A 15,792-nucleotide genomic window follows, 5' to 3' on the forward strand; every position below is an offset into this window, starting at 1 on the left:
CAGCGCCAGTGTCAGATCAGCTGGTGCAACACACTGGTAGCGGCGATCTGGGCGATCAGCAGGCCACACAGGGAGGTGGAGACCACCACTGGCGCGGTATCACGCTGCAAGTAGAGCGGGCTGAACCAGAGCAGCAGAGAGGCCACCAGCAGCGCTGCCTGGGTCACCACCGCCGGGATCAGGGCATCGAGATTGGCCTCCCCCCCTTGCCAGCCCACCAGCACTGCCAGCCAGACAAGGCTGGCCATCGCCCCCACCAGACCGGCCAGCGGCAACAGGGTATTGAATGCCTTGAGGCGATGACGGGCCCGCAGCAGCATCAGGTGGGCAAAGGCCGCCCCCAGCATCGCCATCTGCAGCAGACCGCTCACCCAGCCCTGCAGTTGCAGCAGCCCGATGCCATAGAGAGCGAGCGGCAACGCCGGTAGCCAGAGCAGTGTCGAGGGGACTGAACGCTTGCCCTCCAGTCGTGACTGGGCCAGCGACAAGCCAACCCCGAGCACCAGTGCTACACCACCACTCCAGATAAGCCAGCTGGCCGCCTTGGCCTCGACCGCCAGCATCAGGGAGAGCGCGGTAATAACCCAGATGGAGAAGAGCTGCTGACTGATGCGCGAGCGCTGGCCAGGGCAGATATCACCGCGCCACAGCACGATACCGAGGGCGATCAGGGCGCCAAGCGCCATCAATCCGGTGAGGGGAAAGAGCCAAAAAGGGAGTTGGACGAACACGACGCCTCCAGCAGTAAAGATTCGAGGTGCGCCACCGGGGCGCCAGAGAGGGGCGAGTATACCCAAACCGGCGGCTATCCCCAATCGCGACAAACAATCGCGGGCAAACAATCCGGGGCAATTTGCGCCAGCAGGGCCCACCTTGAAGGGCGCCCTGCTGGCAGCCATGCCCATAGTGACGGGATGCGGTGGTGGCGTTAGCCCTGACCGCGGGCCAGCGCCACCACCCGGGCAAACATCTGGCGGATCACCGGCGGAATATGCTCGGCGCCGAGCCGCTCCGCCTCTTCCACCACCGCCAGCGCAATTCCCGGCTTGCTGCGGTGATGGATCGCCTTGTTGATGATGTGACTGGCGCTCCACATGGCGCGCCCGCCCACCCCGGCCTCGCGGCGAAACACAGCTTCAAAACCGTTGTGATAGAGGTAGTGCTCGATGTCGGCGGCAGGGAGCTGGGTCAGTCGGTCCCGCTCCCGCTCTCCCTTGAGCTGGCCCCGGGCCGAGGTGGCATACTTGAGCCCCGCCTCGTCGCCATCGGTCAGCAGGTGCCACTCGATGCCAAAATCCCGCGCTACCTTGATGAGCGGCGACTGGCCGCACTGGGCAAACTCGATGATCCGCACCCCCTCGGCCCGCAAACTGTAACCGCAGATCTGCGCCAGCTCGGAGAGCAGCCAGATCTCGGTCTCCCCCTCCACCAGCAGCCAGCAACGGGCAAACAGCGACATGGGGCGGTTAATCCGCACGTGGAAGGCGATCTTGCGCAGATCGTCGCTGCTGTAACGCTCGCCCCCCAGCTGATGACAGAGGATATCCTGCTGACGGCGCACCAGCCGCCGCACCTGATTGAGCGGCAGGGAAGAGAGCAGATCTCCCGAGTTAGTGGTGAGCAGCTTCTGACCCGGCAGTTGTTCCAGTAGCCCCCACGCCAGTGCCAGCATGGTCGGGTGCAGCCGGCTCTCCGGGTCCTCCAGGATCATGATGGGGCGAGCCCCCTCCTCCAGCTCGCGGTTGCCCCGCGCCTGCAACAAGGTAGCCGCCATCCCCGCCATCGCCAGCTGCAGCGCGCGGTTATCGGCGCGGCGCAGCAGGGTATGCAGGTTGCCAGGATTGCGCAATGTCATGGGGCGATTGATGATGTCGCGCTGACTGCGCGGCTTGTTCTTGATGGGGGCCAGGGCGTTGAAGTAGTGGTCCATCAACTGGCGCACCGCCTGCAGCGCCTCTTTGAGCTCCGGCTCGCCGATCCTCTGGGGTTCGTCGATCAGCTTGTCCGCCAGCTCGCTCAAGCGATGCTCGGAGAGATCTCCCCACTGCAATGTCTCCACTCCGTTGCGAGCGGTACGGGCGTCCCGCAGCCGGAACACCGGGTTCATGGTGATGAGCATGCAGACCAGCTCGTGGGTATTGGCGATGGGCAGGCTCTTGCCTACACCGTCGAGAAAGTCGTGAATGGTGAGCACAGAGCCATCCGCCTGCAGCTCGGCGCTGGCGCGATAGTGAATGCGGTGGAATTTGTCCTTGTGCAGCACCCAGGAGGGGCAAAGACGGGCCAGCCGACGGGAGTGCTGACACATCTGGGGTCTGTGCTCACTGAAGGTGAGCACCAGTTGCAGGTGGCGCGCCGGGGCCAGTTCGGGATCTTCCGGTTGGTGAAAATCCTCGGCGGTGAACTGATAGGGCTCGGCATCCTGCCCCAGCAGACACCAGAGGGCGCGCAGCAGGCTCGATTTACCCCAGGTATTCTCGCCGATCAACACTGTGGTCTGATCCAGCCCGAGCGACAGGCGATTTATACCGCGAAAACCTTTGACTTCAATACGTTCCAGAAACATCCAGCCGTGTCCACATCATTGTGATGGGGCAATAGTGGCAAAGTTACCGGAAAAATCCTATCGCAGGCGGGGCTTTTTCAACGTGAACTGTGAGGCACTGCAGGTTCGGGAGGGGTCACAACAGCGGTGCGATCTTGCGGGGCATTCCAGTGGCTGAACCAGAGATGACGGGTACGGATTTGACGTTTGCGATAATTCAATGGGCATTCCTTTCAATGGATAAGTGGTAGAGAGTACACCTCTTTTGCCCAAAGTCTCAGGGTTATCTGTGACGAGAAGATGACAATTGCGCCCGCCACTGCCCCGGCGTCAAACCAAACGCCTCGCGAAAACGATTGCCGAAATGGGCCTGGGAAGAGAAGCCACACTGACTGGCGATACTGGCCAGCGGCTCGGGGCCGGCCAACAGCTGCTTGGCCCGTTTGAGCCGCAGCCCCAGCAGATAGCGGTGGGGCGGGCAGCCGAGACTCTGGCCGAACATGCGGGCAAAGTGATACTCGCTCAGCCCCGCCTGCTGGGCCAGCTCTGCCAGCGTGACCGAATCGGCCAGATGGGCCTGCAGATATTCCTGCACCCGCTTGATCACCACGGGCGCCAGCCCGCCGCGTAGAGGCGGCAGACCGGGAGCCTCCTCGGTGTGGTGGCGATAGGCGTGGAGGATCAACATCCAGGCGCCGTGGGAAAGCGCCAGCCGATCGACCCCGTGCTGCCACTGAAGTTGCATCAGTTGGCGCTGCACCAGTCCGGCCGCCTGCGGATCATCGATAAAGGTCTTGTCCACCAGTTGCAGGTGGCGCCCCTCCTTGTCACACACCTCCTCGGCGATACGGGTGAGGTGAGCCGGGGTGAAGTAGAGATGAAAGAAGCGGAACTCTTCGCGCACCAGCCACTCGGATCTGTGGTGATCCGGCATAATGCACACCTTGCCGGTGCCGCCGTGACCACCCGGCCCATCGAGTCGCTCGGTCTGCTCGCCTCCTTGCAGATAGACGCTCAGGGTGTGGTGGCCCGGCTTGTGATAACGGGTCTGGTCATAGCAGTTGCGCCAACTGGCGACGCCAAGCCCGGGTTCGAGCCAGCAGGCGTCCTCCAGCCGGGCGCCGGTGCTGACCAGTGCATCAAATACCCCTGCTGTTTTCATTCGCCACTGCCGCCTGTTCCGGTGTACATTTTATGCCGCTGCCATCCATCTTACCGACCGCGCCCGCAGATGACAGCGCGTGACGATGAAAAACCGCAAGATGGTGCAATCCAGCCATCAGGGCTCGCCCCATAGTGGGTCATCTATCCCTGACTCACCGGAACTGTGATGAATCTGATGCTCTATCTTGCCACCGTGCTTATCTGGGGCAGCACCTGGATTGCCATCGCCTGGCAACTTGGCCCCATTCCCATCGAGGTGTCGGTGCTCTATCGCTTCCTGCTGGCGGCGGTGGCACTGTTTGCCCTGCTCACCGCCAGCGGCCGCTTTCCGCGCCTCCCCTGGCACGGCCAGCGTTACGCCGCACTGCTCGGTGCCCTGCTCTTTTCCACCAACTTCCTCTGCTTCTACCACGCCACCCGCTATATCCCGAGCGGCATGTCGGCAGTGATCTTTGCCAGTGCCAGCATCTTCAACGGCCTCAACCTCTGGCTGTTCGAGAACAAGCGCCCCACCCTGCGCTGGCTGCAAGGCTCCTTGCTGGGGCTCTTTGGCACCCTGCTGCTGTTCTGGCCGGAGCTGGCAGATGCGCAATTGGGTGCAAACGGCTGGAAGGGGCTGCTGCTCGCCTGCGGCGGCACCCTCTGCTTTTCGCTGGGCAATCTGGTCTCGGCCCGGGGCCAGCGCCACGGCTACCACGTACTGCAACTGGTGCCCTGGGGTATGGTTTACGGCGTGGTGCTGTTGCTGGGCTGGGTCACATTGCTCGGGCAGCAACTGGTGGTGCCAACCGATGGCCACTATCTGGCGGCCATGGTCTACCTCGCCCTGTTTGGCTCGGTGATCGCCTTTACCGCCTACCTGACCCTGGTGGGGCGCATCGGTGCCAGCAAGGCCTCCTACGCCACCGTGCTCTTTCCGTTGGTGGCGCTTACCCTCTCCACCTTCTATGAAGGCTTTGTCTGGCAGCCGGTCTCGGTGGCCGGAGTGGTGATCAGCCTCATCGGCAATCTGGTGATCTTCGCGCCGCCCTTGAGCGAGTGGCGCATTCGACCGGCCAAGGCAGCAAACGACACTTGCTCCTGAGCCAGTCAGCCCCTAAGGTAGCGCTGATCAATCTGTGACGATCCTGATGGCGATAAACAAGGGGGCGAGATGTTACTGGAAGGGCTGGAGACGCTGAGCCTGCTGGCGAGTGAAGGGACCATGGCCAAGGTGGCCAGTCGCCTCTATATCAGCCAGTCGGCGGTAAGCAAGCGGATTGCCCAGCTGGAGCTGCGCCTTGGCAAGAAGCTGATCGAGCCGGAGGGGCGCCAGATCCGCCTCACCCCGCAGGCCAAGGAGCTGCTGGAACGAGTTGCCCCGAGTCTGGCCGAAATGAAAGGGGTGCTTGCCGATAGTCAGGATCTGGCGGATCAGAGTCCTCTCCCCATCGCCTGCTCCGAAACCCTGCTGGCGGGTTATCTCGCCCACTTCATGCGCGACTATCTGGAGCACGATCCCCACCTTGCCCTCTCCACCCACCACACGCCGGTCATTCTGGCGCGGGTGCGCAGCGGCGATGCCCTGCTCGGCATCTGCGCCGGTCGTCTCCCTCCCGGCCATGGCCTCGGCGCCGATCTGCTGCTTGAGGAGCCCTTCTATCTGGTGGGCGAGGCGCAGCAGAGCCTGCCACCAGCCAGCGCAGAAAGCAGGCGCAAGATCCTCACCATGGATCTGGAGAACCCCTCCAACCGCTACCTGCGCGAACCGCTGGCAGATATGGGATTGGAACCCACCATGGAGCTCGACTCCTATCTGGCGCTCATCGAACTCGCCAAGGCAGGCATTGGCCCTGTGCTGCTCCCCGCTGGCCTGCTGGGGCTGGTGGGAGAACAGGGGAAGATGGCGCGCCCACTGCCCAGGCTGGGCCGCCCCCTGCATCTGGTCTACCGGCCAAACAGCCTAAAGCGAGAGCGGATCGCCCAGCTGGTGAGCGCCCTGCACCAACACTTTCGCCACCGCAGCGACACGCCGCGCTAGCCGTGTAAAACACCTGATATGACAACGGGGCCCGAGGGCCCCGTTAACAATTGCGATGCGGCAAGCAAGGCGCACATCAGATCCAGGCAAACAGCTCGGGATACTGGCTCCACACCAGCTTGGCAGACATCAGCAAGGAGACGGTCACCAGCAGCGGCTTGATCAGCTTCACCCCTTTTTTCAACACCATCTTGGAGCCGAAGCGGGCGCCGATAAACTGCCCCAGCGCCATGCAAAAACCGACACTCCACACCACCTTGCCACCGAGCGCAAAGAACAGCAGGGAGGCGATATTCGAGGTGAAGTTGAGCAGCTTGGTATGGGCGGTGGCGCGCGCCATGCCAAAGCCCGCCAGCGCCACGAAACCGATGGCAAAAAACGAACCTGTGCCCGGCCCGAAGAAGCCGTCATAAAAGCCGACACCGCCCCCCACCAGCAACGCAAACAGCATGGGAGTCAGACGGCGGGAGCTCTCGGCATCGCTTACCCGCGGCGAGAAGTAGAAGTAGCAGGCAAAGGCCATCAGCAGGAAAGGGAGCAGGCGCTCGAGAATGGCGGCGTCTATGGTCTGCACCGCTAGCGTGCCGATGGCCGCACCGATAAAGGTGCAGATCACCGCAGGCCAGATCATGGCCCACTCCAGCAGCCCCTTGCGGGCATAGAACCAGGTGGCGGAGAAGGAGCCAAAGCTGCTCTGCAGCTTGTTGGTGCCGAGCACTAGCGCGGGCGGCATGCCGGTGGCCAGCAGAGCAGGCACCGTCAGCAGACCGCCGCCACCGGCGATGGCATCGATAAAGCCGGCGACAAGCGCTACACCGAACAGGGCAAACAAGGTAACCAGTTCCAATTCCATCCATAGACCTCACGAGAGTGGGTTGCCCGAAGGGGTCGGGCAACCGGAGAACACCAAAACGACGTTGTGCGGGGGTGGCACAGGCTGCCCGCTATCCTAACGGGCCACTGACCATGAATCTAACGAAACAGTGGCAGCCAATTGATTCCTGATTTTCATTAATTTGAGCTGTCAGGCCCCTGCCTCCTCAGAAGAGGGCCCCGTTAGCAAGCAGTTGAAGCGACCTTCGCTTCCTTGATGGCTGCCAGCGCCTCACAGAGATGATCCTCATCGGCACCGGGGAAACGGCTGACCCGACCGGCCATGTAGCGGCTGCTGAACAGATTGAACCAGTGCTGCAGTGCCTGCCCCGCCTTGAGCTCTCCCGCCACTTCCAGCACGCAGGCCGCCACTTCGGCGGTGCAGAGGTGCTCGTCGCAGTTGGCGACCCGCATGCCGTAGGTGGAGAGCGCGTCGGGTTTGATGGCGAGCACCGGAAAACCGTCTAGATAGGGGCTCTTGTTGAACATCTTGCGCGCCTCCGGCCAGGTGCCATCGAGCAGGATAAAGAGCGGTTTTTTACCCGGTGCCAGCGTCACCTCGCCGGTCAGGCGGGCAGGCTCCTTCTCGCAAGCGGGAAAGACCACATAGGGCTGCCAGGCGGGATCGGCCAGCAGGGCCAGCAACTCGGGATAGGGCTGGGTACGTGACCAGAGAAACGCCCAGGTGGTATCCGGCAACACATCGGCGATCAGGCGACCGGTGTTGGAGGGCTTCATCGGCTCGCTGTCATACATCAGCAGGCAGAAACCGGCCTCAGCTTTGAGCTCGGGGCGCCACTCGCACGCACACCAATCCTCGCGCAGCTGACAGGCCGGACAGCGGGCCAGGGTGCCGCCACGGGCAAGAAACGGTCGGGTAGAGATACTCTTGCGCCAAGCCCGCAGGCGGTTGACGGCGTGATCAGGAACAGGCTTCATTTAGGTTCACAACTGGAGTCAAAACAGGAACGGCAGCGGTGCCAACATGTCATGGCGCCACAGGGCGCGATAACAGGGGGACTGCCGGAAAAGCGCAAGATTGTACCCAGTTACGCGCTGGCGGAACAGCAATCCCAGCCCCTTTCGCCAAACACAGTGCCAACCTCTCTTGTCTTAAGACTCCTGACAGCTGCGCAGCAGCTCCAGCAACAGGCTGCCATCGCGCAGTGCCTTGTGCACCTGCACCGAGGTGGGCTTGGTGGGATCTTCGTAGAAGTGGGTGGATTCAATCTGCAGCCGCACCAGATATTCGGCGGGCAACTGGCTGGCCAGCGACTGGTGCAGCATGGGGAACAGCAGCCGATCGGCACGGGTGATCTCGCCCCCGAGCAGCAGCTTGCCCGGATTGAGCAGGCAGATGAGATTGGAGAGTACCTTGGAGAGACGACCCGCCGCCTGATGGAGAATATCCTGACAGAGGCTGTTGCCTGCCAGCGCCAGCTCGCACAGCTCGCGGATGGTGACGCTCTCGGGCAAGTCGTGCTCCTGCATCCGCTCGCGCAGATCCCGGTATTGCGCCTCCAGCGCCTGATTGGTCACCAGGGTGCAGGCACAACCAAAGCCGCCGCAGTAGCAGCGCTGGCCATAGGGCTCGAGCTGCAGGTGGCTGAGATCGCCGAGCAGCGCATTCTCGCTCTCGATGAGCTGACCATTGACCACCATGCCGACCCCGATGTCGTTGTGGACAAACACCAGCACCGCATCGGCGCAATTTTTGGCGGCACCCCACTCCCGCTCGGCCTGGATCCAGGTGCGCACGTCACCGCTTACCAGCACAGGTACCGAGAACGCCTGTTGCAGTGTCGGGCCAAGGGGCCAGTTGCGCAGATCGTAGAAGGGGAAGTGCTTGACCATGCCGGAGTGGCGCTCTACCTGACCCGGCAGACAGAGGGCGATGCAGGCCAGACTGAGGGACTTTCTCGGCAAAAACACCTTGATGGCATGCACCAGACTGCCAAGCAGATCTGCGCGCTCCTCCTCGGTAAAGAGGTGGCGCTGGCGGGCCAGCGAGCGACCGGAGAAGTCAAACAGCGCCATATCCACGTAGCCACGGCCAAGACGCATGGAGAGAAACTGGAAGCGGCGCTCGTTGATGCGCAGCAAGGTCTGTCGACGGCCGCGCCCCACTGAACTTTCACCACAGGTGACCACCAAACCGCCATCGAGCAGTTCCCGGGTGATCTTGGTGATACTGGCAGGCGAGAGGCCGGTCAGGCGGGAGAGATCGGTGCGCGACAGCTCCTTGTGCTCTTCCAGGCTGGCATAGACCAGGCCGTAGTTGAGCTGCCGGATCAAATCGATACTACCTTTCACGATCTCATTCATAGGGTACGGGGCAAAGGCTGAAAAAAAGAGGCTGGCAATTTTCACACATTATTGGTCAATCCCCAAATAAAGTGCGGCCTGAACCGGGGGTCAGGCCGCATCTTGTGGTGGCCGTCACGGACCATTGCAAGATCAATAACGGAATTGCGAGACCAGTTTGCGCAATTTGTCGCCAGTATTGGCCAGATCTCGGGTGGTGCTGTTGGATTCCACCGCTGCGCTGGTCAGCTCGCTGACAATCTGCTGAATGGCTACCAGGTTCTTGTTGATCTCCTCGGAGACCGCGTGTTGCTCTTCGGCGGCGGTGGCGATCTGGATGTTCATGTCGTTGATGGTACTGACCGCCATCACCATGCTGTCGAGGGAGCTGGCGATATGGCTCGCCTCCTGCACCGTCTCCTGGCTGCGATCCTCGCTCGCCTGCATCACCTCCACCGCCTGCTTCACCCCGCCCTGCAGACGTTGCAGCATCTCGTTGATCTCCTTGGTGCTCTGTTGAGTACGACCGGCCAGCGAACGCACTTCGTCCGCCACCACCGCAAAGCCCCGCCCCTGCTCACCGGCACGGGCCGCCTCGATAGCGGCATTCAGCGCCAGCAGATTGGTCTGCTCGGCAATGCCGCGAATGACCTCCACCACCGAGCCAATCTTGGCGGTCTCTTGCGCCAATTGCTCGATAACACCGGAGGCGGTATGCACCTCCCCCACCAGCCGGTTGATACTGTTGATGGCCCCGCTCACCACACCCCGGGCGGCGTCCGATTCACGGGCCGCATCGCTGGTTGCTGTCGCGGCATTGGAGGCACTGGCCGCCACCTCCTGCGCGGTGGAGCTCATCTCGGTCACCGCAGTGACCACCTGATCGGTCTCGCGACTGTGGCCCTGCATCTGATGGTCATAGTGCTCGCTCAGATGGTGCAACTTGTCGACCGCGCTAAAGAGGTGGTTGCTGGTCTCGCCCACCTGACTCACCACCGACTGGATCCGCTCGACAAAGCGGTTGAAGGCGCTGGCCAGCTGGCCAATCTCGTCCTGACTCTGCACCTTGAGACGCTGGGTCAGATCCCCGTCGCCGTTGGCAATATCGTTCAATGCCAGCACCGCATCCGCCAGCGGCTTGGTGACCCGGTTGCCCACAATGACGGTCGCCGCCAGGGTGATACCCAGGATCAGCAGGATCACCAGCACACTGCTCTGCAACGAGGCATGCATGTTGCTCTCGCGCTCTGCCCGCAAGGCCGCCAGCTCGTTGTCGATATCATCGATATAAAAACCGGTGCCAATGGCCCACTGGTATTTGTCCAGCACCAGAGTAAAGGCCAGTTTGGGAGCATCGCGACCGATGGAGGGCTTGGCCGTCCAGTATTCGGTAAAACCATCCCCCTGACGGGCCGACTTGAGGATCTCCTGGATCAGCAACTTGCCCTTGGCATCCTTGTCGTTCCAGCGGTTTTTTCCCTCCAGCTCGGTACGCACCGGCAGCAGTATGGTGTTGCCCTCGAAGTCATAGACAAAGAAGTAGCCGTCACTGCTGTAACGCAGCGGCCTGAGCAACTCTTTGACCTTTTGACGATTTTCCGGAGAATCCGGCAGGGAATACACGGCATCGACGGCGGTTTTGGCCATCATGATGTAACTGCTGAGCAGCGCTTTACGCTCCTTGATGGCATTTTCCCTCGCCACCACCAGATCAGACTCCAGATCACTCTTGGAGACCATGTAGTTACTGAGATTGACCACCAGGGCCATCAACAGTACGGGGACTGCACCCAGTAACAGGATTTTCTGCTTTAGCGTCATCTTTCACATCCTTGCAGCTGTTTTTATTGGAATTCCTTGCTTACTCATCAGTATAGGTGCTGGCAGGGCGAGCCCAGCTTTCGTTACAATTCCCTTAAACAAATCGGCCAGAACGTGAAAATCATGAATCTTTGTCCTTGCGGCTCAACCCTTTCTCTCGAATTGTGCTGTGGCTCACGTCACAGTGGCGCTGTGGCTGACACCCCGGAGCAGCTGATGCGCTCGCGCTACAGCGCTTTTGTGCTCGGTCTGGGGGAGTATCTGGTCCATAGCTGGCACCCAGTCCACCTTGGCGGCCTCACCGCCGAAGAGCTCTCTCACATCGACACCCGCTGGGACGGTCTCGAGATCATCGCCAGCCAAGGCGGCCCGGAGGATGAAACCGGGATGGTGGAGTTCAAAGCCTGGTTTCTGGAGGGGGATGAGCGTCACTGCCTCCATGAGCGTTCCCGCTTCGTGCGTTATCAGGGGCGCTGGGTCTACACCGAGGGAGAGCAGGATCCGGCCCCCCTCAAGGCAGGACGCAACGATCCCTGCCCCTGTGGCAGCGGCAAAAAGCACAAGAAGTGCTGCGGCTGACCCATAGCACACCCACCAGACTCGTCAAACAGTGACAAGGGGCATCCGATGCCCCTTTTTTGTGCCTGTTATTCGCCAGCAGCCCACAAACCGATGCGATAACAAGCGTGACAAATGTCACATAATGCTCATTAACGCGCGAGAAAATGAGCGTTTGCGAGCGCAAATTTGGCCCATATCAAACATTTCCACTCAGAAGTAGGCCACACTGGCTCATCTGGAAGAGATGAGACGGGCAACAATGAAAAGAATAACTACACAAGTCGTCATCATAGGCGGCGGTGCCACAGGGGCCGGCATCATGCGCGATTGCGCACTGCGCGGCATCGACTGCATCCTGCTCGAGCGCGATGATATCGCCGCCGGCACCACCGGCCGCAACCACGGCCTGCTTCACTCCGGTGCCCGCTACGCGGTGACGGATCAGGAGTCCGCCCGCGAATGCATCCAGGAAAACCGCATCCTCAAGCGGATCGCCAGCCACTGTGTCGAAGACACGGGCGGCCTCTTCCTCACCCTGCCGGAAGATGACATCAATTTCCAAACCACCTTTATGGATGCCTGCGCCCTGGCCGGTATCGAAACCCGCCAGCTCGATCCCGGTGAAGCCCTGCGCATGGAGCCCAACGCCAACCCGGCGATGATCGGCGCCATCCATGTGCCGGATGGCACGGTCGACCCGTTCCGCCTCGCCGCCGCCAACGTGCTGGATGCGAAAGAGCATGGCGCCCGCATTTTCACCCACTGCAAGGTGCTGGGGCTACTGCGCACGCAAGATCGGGTACACGGGGTCAAGGCTATCAATACCCGCACCGGCGAAGCGTTCGAGGTGGAGTGTCAGGAGGTGATCAACGCCGCCGGCATCTGGGGCCAGCAAATTTGCGAATATGCCGATCTCGGCATCCGCATGTTCCCGGCCAAGGGCTCCCTGCTCATCATGGATTACCGCATCAACCAGCTGGTGCTCAACCGCGCCCGCAAACCGGCGGATGCGGACATTCTGGTGCCGGGCGATACCATCTCCCTCATCGGTACCACCTCGAGTCGCATCGATTACAACAAGATTGACCAGCTCACCGTCGAACCCGAAGAGGTCGAAGTGTTGCTGCGCGAAGGTATCAAGCTCGCCCCCATCATGGCCCGCACCCGTCTGCTGCGCGCCTACGCCGGGGTGCGCCCGCTGGTGGCGGTGGACGGTGACGACACCGGCCGCAATATCAGCCGCGGCATCGTGCTGCTCGATCACGCCGAGCGGGATGGTCTCAAGGGGTTCAACACCATCACCGGCGGCAAGCTGATGACCTACCGCCTGATGGCGGAGTGGGCCACCGATCTGCTGGCCAAGAAACTCGGTAACAGCAAGCCCTGCCAGACCGCCGAACTGAGCCTGCCCGGCTCGCGGGATCCGGAAAAGGTCTCCGCCCCAGGGCTCTCGGTGCCGGTCGAAGGCTCCGCCCAGTACCGCCACGGCGAGCGGGTCATCGCCTTCTTCCGTGACAATCCGAAAGCCAACGCCCTCATCTGCGAGTGCGAAATGGTCACCGCGGGCGAAATCGAATACGCCCTGCGCGAGCTGGATGTGGACAACCTCATCGACCTGCGCCGCCGCACCCGTCTGGGGATGGGGCCCTGTCAGGGGGAGCTGTGCGCCTACCGCGCCGCCGGTCTGATGCAGGAGTATGGCAAGGCTGACGGTCGTCAGGCCTGCGTCATGCTGCGCCAGTTCCTGGAGGAGCGTTACAAGGGAACCCGCCCCGTCCTGTGGGGCGATGCCCTGCGCGAGGCCGAGTTCACCTACTGGATCTACGAAGGGCTGTTTGGCTTGGGAGAATGGACGGCGCCGCAGCTGGTTGCCGATACCCCACGCGGCCCAACCAGCGAGACCACTCACAAGGAGAGCCGTCATGAAGTTTGACAATATCGTTATCGGCGGTGGCATGGCGGGACTCTCGGCTGCCCTGCGGCTGGTGGAAGCAGGCCAGAAGACCCTACTGATGGCCTCCGGCCAGAGTGCCCTGCACTTCTCCTCCGGCTCGGTCGATCTGCTCGAAAGCGAGGGAGATCCCCGCGCCGCCCTGCCCGCCTTTATGGCTGCCCATCCGGATCACCCCTACAGCAAAGTAGGAATGCAAAATATCGAAGCGAGTCTGGCCGATCTGCAGCGCCACTGCGCCGAGCAGGGATTGCCGCTGGTTCGCCACGACACCAATCACCAGCGCCTGACTCCTATCGGTACCCTCAAACGCACCTGGCTCTCCCCCGATACCTGTGCCTGCGTCACCGATGCGCCGATCCCGGACGTGCTGCTGCTGGCCACCCTCGAGGGCTTTCGTGACTTTCATCCGGCACTGGCGGCCGCCAATCTGGCGACCCATCCGCGCTTTGCCCACTGCCGCATTCTGACCGGCGAAATCCGCCTGCCCCAGCTGGCGGAATTCAGCCGCAATCCCCACGAGTTTCGCTCCGCCGACATCGCGCGCCTCTGTGACAAGCATCATCTGGTGGCCGATCTGGCCCGCGAGATCAGCCGCATGGTGCAGGAGAGCGGTGTACCCGGCTGCCGCCATATCGTGCTGCCCGCCTGCCTGTCTCTGGGGCTGGTTGGCCCGCGTCTGGCGGAGCTGGAGCAGCGTACCGGCTGCACCATCAAGGAGGTGGCCACCATGCCGCCATCACTGATCGGGATGCGGATGCAGGAGGCACTCAAGCGCCGCGTGATGGCCCTTGGTGGCACCTTCCTCACCAGCGAGCGGGTGCTGGGCGCCCGTTACGAAGGTGACCGGGTGGTCGGCGTACATACCCAGAATGGCGATGATCAACTGTTCGAGGCGGACAACTTCGTGCTTGCCTCCGGCAGCTTCTTCAGCCGTGGGCTGGAGTCCCGTCTGCGTGGCATTCGCGAGCCCATCTTCGATGCCGATGTGCTGAGTCTGGAGGAGCGTGACGCCTGGGCCGGTCGCCGCCTGTTCGATCACCACCCCTTCATGGGTTTCGGGGTCAAGACCGACGACAAGCTCAGAGTGCTGCGTGGCGGCAAGCCGCTCGCCAACCTCTATGGCGCAGGCAGTGTCTTGGCCCATTACGACCCAATTCGTGAAGGTTCCGGCTCCGGCGTTGCCGTTGCCACCGGCTGGCAGGCTGCCGGCCATATTCTGGGCGCGGCCCAATGATTACTACGTCCCATATCCCGTGTCTTCATCATCGCCGGGAGGAGAACTGACATGCTACTGGATCACGCCAACCAAACTTTCGATCAGTGCATCAAATGCACCGTCTGTACCGCCTACTGTCCGGTGGCCAAGGCCAACCCTGCCTACCCCGGCCCGAAACAGGCGGGCCCGGATGGCGAGCGGCTGCGGATCAAGAGCCCCGAGCTCTTTGACAGCGCCCTCAAGCACTGCACCAACTGCAAGCGCTGCGAAGTAGCCTGCCCGAGCGGGGTGCGCATCGGCGACATCATCGCCAAGGCCAAACACCAGTACAGCGGCTTCAAACCGGGGATCCGCGAGTTCGTGCTCTCTCACACCGATCTGATGGGCAGCATGTCTACCCTGATGGCCCCGGTGGTCAACTTCACCACCGGCCTCAAGCCGATGAAGCTGGTGCTGGACAAGGCGCTGGGGGTCTCATCCCACCGCGACCTGCCCAAATACTCCCAGGGCACCTTCCGCGGCTGGTACAAGAAGCAAAAAGAATCTCAGGCCCGCTTTGCGCGGCAGATCGCCTACTTCCACGGCTGCTACGTCAACTACAACCACCCGCAGCTTGGCAAGGAGCTGGTACAGGTGCTCAACGCCATGAACATCGGCGTGCAGTTGCTGGAGCGGGAGAAGTGCTGCGGCGTGCCGCTGATTGCCAACGGCTTCATGGACAAGGCCAAGCAACAGGCGGCCTTCAACATCAAGCAGATGGAGAACTCCCTGCTGGGCAACGAGATGCCGCTGCTGGCCACCTCCTCCACCTGCGGCTTCACCCTGCGCGATGAATACCCCCACCTGCTGGAGCAGGACAACCACAAGGTGCGGGATCGCATCTCGCTGGTGACCCGCTTCCTGTGGAACGAGTTCTACAAGGGCAACAAACCGGCGATGAAGCCGCTCAATCTGCACATCGCCTACCACACCCCCTGCCACATGGAAAAAATGGGGGGCGTCATCTACACCCTCGAATTGCTGCGCGCCATTCCCGGAGTCAAGGTGACGGTGCTGGAGTCCCAGTGCTGCGGCATCGCCGGCACCTACGGCTTCAAGTCCGAAAACTACCAGACCAGCCAGACCATCGGCGAGGGGCTGTTTGATCAAATCAACCGCCTCTCCCCCGATCTGGTGATCACCGACTGCGAAACCTGCAAATGGCAGATCGAGATGAGCACCAGCTTCCGCTGTGAACATCCGATCCACCTGTTGGCACAGGCGTTGGCCTGACTACTCCGGCCCTTGCGGCCGCATAAAAACAATCCACGCAGAGATAAACAAAGAGCCGGCAA

13 protein-coding genes are annotated in these 15,792 nt (G+C 61.8%); 6 read left to right on the top strand and 7 right to left on the bottom strand.

Annotated features, from left to right (window positions below):
• Positions 1-11: 11 nt before the first annotated feature.
• From ACTG2T_RS21605 to ACTG2T_RS21615, 3 genes are all read right to left on the bottom strand, one after another.
• Complete coding sequence (locus ACTG2T_RS21605; protein WP_139732229.1) at positions 12-731, bottom strand: hypothetical protein; 720 nt, start codon at positions 729-731, stop codon at positions 12-14.
• 197 nt (positions 732-928) lie between these two features.
• Entirely contained in the window at positions 929-2,566 is a 1,638-nt protein-coding gene (locus ACTG2T_RS21610; RefSeq protein WP_330124375.1) for an ATP-dependent endonuclease, read from the bottom strand.
• A 262-nt stretch (positions 2,567-2,828) separates the two neighbouring features.
• On the bottom strand, positions 2,829-3,707 hold the full coding sequence (locus ACTG2T_RS21615; protein WP_005333465.1) for a helix-turn-helix domain-containing protein: 879 nt from the start codon (positions 3,705-3,707) through the stop codon (positions 2,829-2,831).
• Positions 3,708-3,875: 168 nt separating this feature from the next.
• On the opposite strand from ACTG2T_RS21615, the gene ACTG2T_RS21620 reads away from it, so the two are divergent.
• Positions 3,876-4,793, top strand: coding sequence for a DMT family transporter (locus ACTG2T_RS21620; RefSeq protein WP_330124376.1), 918 nt, complete (start codon positions 3,876-3,878; stop codon positions 4,791-4,793).
• 69 nt (positions 4,794-4,862) lie between these two features.
• Positions 4,863-5,729, top strand: a complete 867-nt coding sequence (locus ACTG2T_RS21625) for a LysR family transcriptional regulator (protein WP_330124377.1) — start codon at positions 4,863-4,865, stop codon at positions 5,727-5,729.
• Positions 5,730-5,805: 76 nt separating this feature from the next.
• On the opposite strand, the gene ACTG2T_RS21630 is transcribed toward ACTG2T_RS21625, so the two are convergent.
• The 4 genes from ACTG2T_RS21630 to ACTG2T_RS21645 form a co-directional block, all read right to left on the bottom strand.
• Entirely contained in the window at positions 5,806-6,582 is a 777-nt protein-coding gene (locus ACTG2T_RS21630; protein WP_005333472.1) for a TSUP family transporter, read from the bottom strand.
• 203 nt (positions 6,583-6,785) lie between these two features.
• Complete coding sequence (locus ACTG2T_RS21635; protein ID WP_330124378.1) at positions 6,786-7,541, bottom strand: tRNA-uridine aminocarboxypropyltransferase; 756 nt, start codon at positions 7,539-7,541, stop codon at positions 6,786-6,788.
• A gap of 174 nt (positions 7,542-7,715) precedes the next feature.
• Positions 7,716-8,927: an ROK family transcriptional regulator gene (locus ACTG2T_RS21640; RefSeq protein ID WP_005333476.1), complete on the bottom strand. Its 1,212-nt coding sequence runs from the start codon at positions 8,925-8,927 to the stop codon at positions 7,716-7,718.
• Between the two features lie 132 nt (positions 8,928-9,059).
• The gene (locus ACTG2T_RS21645; protein ID WP_100645734.1) at positions 9,060-10,727 is read right to left on the bottom strand and encodes a methyl-accepting chemotaxis protein; all 1,668 of its coding nucleotides are present in this window, start codon (positions 10,725-10,727) and stop codon (positions 9,060-9,062) included.
• Between the two features lie 123 nt (positions 10,728-10,850).
• Between ACTG2T_RS21645 and ACTG2T_RS21650 the strand changes: the two genes are divergently transcribed.
• From ACTG2T_RS21650 to glpC, 4 genes are all read left to right on the top strand, one after another.
• Positions 10,851-11,306: a YchJ family protein gene (locus ACTG2T_RS21650; protein WP_330124379.1), complete on the top strand. Its 456-nt coding sequence runs from the start codon at positions 10,851-10,853 to the stop codon at positions 11,304-11,306.
• 241 nt (positions 11,307-11,547) lie between these two features.
• Entirely contained in the window at positions 11,548-13,221 is a 1,674-nt protein-coding gene (glpA, locus tag ACTG2T_RS21655; RefSeq protein WP_136502201.1) for an anaerobic glycerol-3-phosphate dehydrogenase subunit A, read from the top strand.
• Positions 13,211-14,476: a glycerol-3-phosphate dehydrogenase subunit GlpB gene (glpB, locus tag ACTG2T_RS21660; RefSeq protein ID WP_330124380.1), complete on the top strand. Its 1,266-nt coding sequence runs from the start codon at positions 13,211-13,213 to the stop codon at positions 14,474-14,476. Before glpA ends, glpB begins: the two co-directional genes overlap by 11 nt.
• A 51-nt stretch (positions 14,477-14,527) precedes the next feature.
• The gene (gene glpC, locus ACTG2T_RS21665) at positions 14,528-15,730 is read left to right on the top strand and encodes an anaerobic glycerol-3-phosphate dehydrogenase subunit GlpC (protein WP_075115084.1); all 1,203 of its coding nucleotides are present in this window, start codon (positions 14,528-14,530) and stop codon (positions 15,728-15,730) included.
• Positions 15,731-15,792: the final 62 nt, after the last annotated feature.

The organism is Aeromonas sp. 75A, assembly GCF_051919425.1.
Taxonomy (GTDB): Bacteria; Pseudomonadota; Gammaproteobacteria; order Enterobacterales; family Aeromonadaceae; genus Aeromonas; species Aeromonas veronii.